Below are 6,910 nucleotides of genomic sequence, written 5' to 3' on the forward strand. Positions count from 1 at the left end.
AGCAGCAAAAGCGAAAGCAGTCGTTCCCTGATCTGTCAATGTCACCCAGTCAATGGAATAACTTATTGGTGAATTGGTGGTCGCTGTATATGCAAGAGAAGCAATCTGGGCTGAAGTTCCTTGGCAGACTGCTGTTACAGTTCCTGTTGTTGCAATTGTTGGATTAGCATTGATAAGAATTGTAAAAGGATAAACGCTTGATAGGCAACCTGCAACATTCCTAACAGTAAGATTTCCCGTATACGTCCCTGGTTGAGTATTTGCAGGTATTGATATATTTATTGGACTAGAAGTCAAAGATGCATTATTAACTGAGACAAAACTATTTGAAGGAGATGCATTCCATGTAATACTGTAAGTAGTTGGTGCATTAGTTACTGCACTGTAAGGCAATGTTGTGCTTTGCGCACTGGAACTTGAACATTTAGCGGTTGTGGCTCCTAATGTTATAGTTGGTGTTGTACCAACTACAATTGTTGTCTGGTTATTCAAATTCGTTGTCGAACAATCTATTGACGTTAAACCAGTAACAGTAATTGTACTATTGCCGACAACATTAAGACCACTGGCAGTAAATTGACCTGATCCTGCAGTAGTGACCGTCATTGTTGCTGTCAAACCATTCCCAACTGGACTGCTTCTATTGTAAGTTACTGAATATGTACCTATCGGTAAACCAGAGGCACTACTTATTAATTGTACTAATGAAGTATTTCCTGTAGCAGCACAAACATTTGCAGCTGATATCCCCGTTAAGCTATAAGTTTTACAAGTATAAGTAATATTTACATGGCCTCTGGCACCGCTTCCTCCATTTTGTAGATTACTAGAACTTGCAGCTCCTGCACCTCCTCCTCCATATATGTTTCCAGGATTTCCACTATTGTTTGCACCTATCAAACTAACAACTCCAGCTCCCCCAGCTCCTCCAGCTCCAGCTCCGAAATTCGCTCCATTACCACCACTACCTGATGAAAGTCCTAAACTTAATAAGGAATTTGATCCACCTCCTGAAGCTCCACCGTTTGCTGTAGATATACTGCCTATTGCACCTGTAGCTCCAGATACACCACTTGGCGCAGAACCAGATGCAAGATTAGCAATACCCCCAGGTCCCCCAGGTGCATTAAATATACTAGTAAATCCAGTTATATAAGATGCGCCCCCAGCATTTCCATTTCCTGTTCCTCCTGCATTAGTTGCTCCAACCACAACAGGCAGACTTTGTATTCCTATTGTAGAAATCTTCCCTTTAGCATAAGCACCGCCGCCGCCGCCGCCTGCGCCTCTTGCCAGCCCTCCTCCAAGTAAAGCAGCACCTCCAGCACCTCCAGCTCCCCAAGCTTCCACAGTTACCTCATCTATACCTGCTGGAAGAGCGAATGAACCACTAGTAATTACCGGATGTGTAAATGTTTGGGCATTTGCAGTAGTATAAAATATTGATATTATTAAAATCAAAAATATTTTTAATCGTCTTTTAGAATTTTTGCGTGATTTTAAAAAGCTGAAAAAATTCAGCATTGTTAGTAGATCTTTCTTCATCTTGTGGCATTTTAAATAATTGAAAAATAAAATTCAAACTCAAACAAGATTGATTGCAAAATGACAAAGGCTTTAATAATAAATAAAACTCAAAAATGATTACCCAAAAATTTTACAATAATCTTATGGCAGGTAGTAATACAGTAAAACTGTTTGTTGAAAAAAAGATAAAATCAAAAAAGGCTTGTAGAAAAATTACAATTATCGATAAATATTACTTTTTATCGATTGAATATCACACCAAGGTACGATTTTATTTACATGTAAATTAAGATTGTAGTATTAAACATATAATTTTAACACTAAATATAAAATATATCAAAAAATAAGAAAAAACTGTTAATTAGTTATTTAACTCAATAATAAACAATCACTTACATTTTTTAAAAACAAAAAAAGCCTTATACTCATTTTTAGCATAAGGCTTTTTTAAATATTTAATTTTGTTTAAAAAATTAATTTTTTGGATATTGAATTGCCATTTTCAAAGTCTATTTTAACCAATAAAACCTGGTGTGAGGAAAATAAATTCTGAATGGAAATTTTTTTTGTCTCAAACATATCTTTTTGAAATAATTGATTTCCTGAAATATCAAATATGACTACTTTTTTAATAGTTTCTTTAAAAGATTCAATGTTAATAATATGGTCGCTTGCGTTTATCAAAACCTGATTCAAATCTTTTTCATTAGTTTTAATTCCTAAGTTTTTATTGGCATAAATAATGGAGAAACGATCATTAAAAGTTCCAGCATCGCTACTAAACTGATAAGAACTTTCGGTAAGGTTGTGTACCACATTTGATGTTTTATCTACTACAAAAATTTCTATATCATTAAAAAATTTATCCTGATGATCAATCTCTAATTTAAGAGTGCATTTAGCCGCAGTTTTATATCCTAGCAGTATCGAATCATTATCAGTAAACGGCATTCCCCTGCCTTGAATCACTAAGCGCTTATTTTCAGTAATACTGTAAAAATCCGCTGTTGAATTTGAACTTAAAAGTTCTGCATCATAATTTAAATCTAGAGAATTAGAAGCTTCATCTGTATAGCCTAGCAAAATTTGTTTGAATATATTTTCATTACTAAGATTTAACCAAAAACGATGTTTTGTACTTTCTTTTATGGCAGGTTTCAAAAAAGTACTATTATTACCTAAAACACGCATGCTGTTGTTAAATTCTAAAGAGCCAACAACATTACTTTTTACAAAAAAAGCCTGCCCAGAAGATATGGTACCATCTAGTATGAAATGACTAAGATTGCCATTTAATGAAGAACTTGTTGCAACACCTCCTAAAAGATTATATACAACAAAATCGTCACTATTATAATAATAGGTTGTATTTCCTGGCACAGTTTGAGCAGGTGGAGTATTGTGTGTCCAAAAATAAAGAGCTCCTTTTATCTTTGAAGAATTACCTATTAAAAAAGCATCTGCAGTGATTGCCGATGGATATGGATTTCCTATTAAGTAGTAACGGTCTGCAAATTCTAATTTTACTTCTATTTTACCATTATTAGGAATTCCTTTAAAGACGCCTTCAAATATTGATCTTTCTGTCGTTGAAAAACTTTGGGGGGCTCTAATACTGTAACCCTGTCCTGGAATCATGTTGGCTGTCCCAGCGTAACTTGTGTTCCATCCAGAAATGGGATCAAACCAATAGAATTTATCTGAAAGAGTTTCTGGAGAAAAGTCAAACAATTTCTGTTTATCAACAGGTGAAGACCAATACGTCAAATCAAATCTTATCACAGGACTTGTCTTTCTTTTTACATGGACAATTCCAGTATTCACCATATCATCATCACTTTGATATAAACTTGCAGAATTTTCTAGAATCAAAGTTCCAGAACCGGTATATGCAAAATCAATTCCCAAATTGTTTTTTTCTAAGAGTGTGACAGTCTTATCTTGATCGATATTACAACCACAAACTTGAGTTGTGGTTAGGTTCGGATAATCTTCTTTAAAATAAATATCTTTTCCAGGTGAAGGAAAACCGTTCGACCATGAAATTCCATTCCAAGTTGTTGTATTTACACATAATTTTAAGCGCGCAATTCTATGTTTTGAAATTCCAGAAATAGAATTAAAATTTCCTCCTATTAGCAATTTAAAATCTTCTGTGAAATTCATTGCATAGAGAGTATTGTTTAATGGTGCGGAGAAAGATTTATCATAAGATCCGTCGGCTAATAGCCGAATAAGTCTGGAAGATGAAATATTTTTATATGTTCCAGAAAAGGCACCTCCAACTAAAATCCTGCCATCTGGCTGAATTAATATAGTACGAACATCCCCTTTGCTAAAACCTGTTCCTGACTCAAATGTTGCGTCAATGCTTCCGTCACTATTTAGACGGACTATCCTTTTTTTAGATATTTCATCAAAGGTTAAAAATGAGCCTCCAACGATAATTTTTTGATCAGACTGCAAGGCTATCGCATAAACATATTTATCGAAACCTTTTAGGATATTAAAACTGGGGTCAATACTTCCATCAACATTTAAACGTACTAAACCAGCAAAAGGCAAACCATTAAATGTTTTGAAATGCCCTCCTACTAGAATTTTTCCGTCGGGCTGAATAAGTATCGCATCAATAGTAGAATCAGCACCTGAACCAATGTTAAAATTCATATCCTTTGAGCCATCTGGAAGCAGTCTGATAATTTTTCCAGCATTAATTTTATTATACCTTGTAAATGAACCTGCTGCAATTATTTTTTGATCAGACTAAATTGCCAATGTGTAAATTTGCCCATCAAATCCTTCTCCAGTATAAAAAGAATTATCAATCTCACCATTTGAAAAAATCCTGACAATTTTGTTAGTAGTAACATCATTATATTTCGTAAAATTTCCTCCTAAGATTATGTTTCCATCATGTTGTAATGCAGTCGCTTTTATGAGATTATTAGCTCCAGAATTTCCAACATTGAAAGAGGGATCAATTGAACCATTTCCTAAAAGGCAGGTAATCTTTGACGCAGCTGTATTGTTAAATTTCTTAAAATTACCTCCAACAATTATTTTGTTATTTGATAAAGGTAAAATACTTAATACTGAATTATCAAATCCAATTCCAGAAGCTAAATAGGCAATGTCTTGTTCTCCTTCGTTATTAATTTTTGCCAGCCTCCCTTGATTTTGTCCATTAAAAACAGAGAATGATCCTCCAACAAACCAAGATCCATCTTTATCAAACTCTAAAGTTGAAATGACATTAGAAGATGGACCAGACCCGATGTCAAAATTTGGTTTAACACTTCCGTCTGAATTAAGAAAAACTAATCTATTCACTTCAACATTATTGTAAAAACCAGTAAAAGATCCGCCAACCATTATTTCTCCAACCCCATTAATCTTCAGAACTTCAACTCCTTCTTTAGTAAAACCGGATCCATTAATAAAGCTTTCATCCTTAGTTCCATCTTCATTTAAACGAATAATTCTATTGGCAGACATGTTATTGTAATTTGTAAAACTGCCTCCTAAAATGATTTTCCCATCAGGCTGCAAAACAATCGCATTTACATCGTCATCAAATCCAGCTCCAATATTAAAATTCGAATCAATATTTCCATTAGTGTTTAAACGAACTATATGATTTGTCGAAGTTCTATTGAACTCGGTAAAATTACCGGTGAGAATTATTTTTTCGTTTGAATCAATTTTAACATCTGTAATATTTAAAGCTGATCCGTAACCCGTTAAAAAAGAAGAATCGAGTGTTCCGTTTGGTAATAAACGTGCCACTCTATTTACTGTACTATTAGTATATTTCGTAAAACTTCCAACAATAATTATTTTCCCATCTGACTGCATTGCGATGTCATGGATAATTCCAGTTGTTGCGCCTACAGTTGTATTAAGGCTCGGGTCATAAGATCCGTCTGGATTTAAACGTATAAGTCTTCCAGCACTGATTCCGTTATAAGTGGTAAAACTTCCACCAACAATAATTTTTCCATCTGACTGGAGATAAGATGCATAAATTTTACCATTAAAACCCGTTCCTGTATTAAAACTTTCATCTATTGATCCATCGGGATTTAGACGAGTTAGGTATGAAGCAGGAATTCCATTTAAGCTTAAATAATCTCCACCAACAATCAAATTTCCATCTTCTTGTAAAAGAAGCGTTCTAACGGTAGCATTGAATCCATCACCGATTTGTCCATCATCGAGTGTATTAAAGGTATTGTCTACTTTACCTTGTTGTGCCAAAATTTTTCCAGGTGTAGACAATGAAAAAATCAAAATTGATATTAAAAGTAATTTTTTAATCAAAACAATATAATTTTAGTTAGTATTTGTAGGAATTGGACTAAAATTATAAAGTTTAAATAAGGCATACAATACCTAGATTTAGGGATATTTCAACGTAATAAAAAAGTCCATTCTTTAAAAAGAATGGACTTTTAAAAATTTTATTGAATCTAAATTATAAATTGCTATAAATAATTTTCTTAGTAAAAGTAGATCCGTTTTCTAAAGTTATTTTAACTAATAATGCTTGATCAGAAGAATGCAAACTAGAAATCTGCATTTCTGGTGAATTCACATTATTTTTAGTATAAAGCAACTGTGCTCCTATATTAAAAACATTTACTTCCTTTAATAATTCTTTTGAAGAGGTAATTTGTACAATTCCATTTTTTACTGAAACTAAAATGCTGCTTTCAAGATTTTCAAAGTCATCTGTTCCTAAAGTTTTAGAAGTATAACGAAGGACAAAACGGTCTGTAAATGTTCCAATTGCAGTTTTAAAAGTATAATTTTCTTTGCGAAGATCTGTTATTTTTNGTCGAAGAATCCGTCTGCATGGTCAATTGCAATGGTAAAATCACCTGCAATTGTAGATTTATATCCTACCGGCACTAGGTCGCTGCCGTCAAACGGAAGCCCGCGTCCCTGAATTGACAATTTACTGGTTCCATTAACGGTATAAAAATCTATAAAACTGTTACCCGATATTGTTGCCGCATCAAAGTTGTAATCAACGTTGTTTGTTGCTCCCTCAATATATCCAAGGAGTGCCTGTTTATAAGCTCCCTGTGTATTTGTTAAGGTGAGCCATAAACGGTTCTTTTCTCTTGTGTTTGTTTTGGCAGTTTTATAGAACTGTGTATTATTTCCTCCTACACGAAGATTGTTGTTGAAATTTACCGTCGATGTGGTTGGTTTTGCAATGAATGCCTGTCCCGCTGCAATATACCCCTGAAACGGTCCGCCGACCTGAGGTCCTTCAACCTGCCCAGTTCCGTTAATTACGGCATAATCATCGCTTGCATAATAATAGGTCGTGCTTCCCGGTGCCAGGGCAGGAAGTAAATTATGCGTCCATAAG

The 6,910-nt window shown here is 34.1% G+C and carries 3 protein-coding genes and 2 pseudogenes; all 5 read right to left on the minus strand.

Annotation, left to right across the window (positions count from 1 at the left end):
* Positions 1–1,545 (minus strand): annotated as a pseudogene (locus tag ASE40_RS02865) (hypothetical protein); the annotation flags it as partial.
* Between the two features lie 447 nt (positions 1,546–1,992).
* The gene (locus ASE40_RS22235) at positions 1,993–4,197 is read right to left on the minus strand and encodes a T9SS sorting signal type C domain-containing protein (RefSeq protein WP_241774313.1); all 2,205 of its coding nucleotides are present in this window, start codon (positions 4,195–4,197) and stop codon (positions 1,993–1,995) included.
* Positions 4,198–4,200: 3 nt separating this feature from the next.
* Positions 4,201–4,281, minus strand: a pseudogene (locus ASE40_RS22475) (delta-60 repeat domain-containing protein); the annotation flags it as partial.
* A gap of 12 nt (positions 4,282–4,293) precedes the next feature.
* Entirely contained in the window at positions 4,294–5,850 is a 1,557-nt protein-coding gene (locus ASE40_RS22245; protein ID WP_241774314.1) for a delta-60 repeat domain-containing protein, read from the minus strand.
* A gap of 154 nt (positions 5,851–6,004) precedes the next feature.
* Positions 6,005–6,361 (minus strand): T9SS sorting signal type C domain-containing protein, encoded by a 357-nt coding sequence (locus tag ASE40_RS22565; protein WP_128414938.1) that lies wholly within the window; start codon positions 6,359–6,361, stop codon positions 6,005–6,007.
* Positions 6,362–6,910 lie beyond the last annotated feature (549 nt).

This window comes from Flavobacterium sp. Root935, assembly GCF_001429295.1.
Taxonomy (GTDB): Bacteria; Bacteroidota; Bacteroidia; order Flavobacteriales; family Flavobacteriaceae; genus Flavobacterium.

Bases quoted from the DNA above. Each gene is read 5' to 3' on its own strand.
- ASE40_RS22235 (WP_241774313.1), bottom strand. From the start codon at position 4,197: ATGAATTTTAACATTGGTTCAGGTGCTGATTCTACTATTGATGCGATA.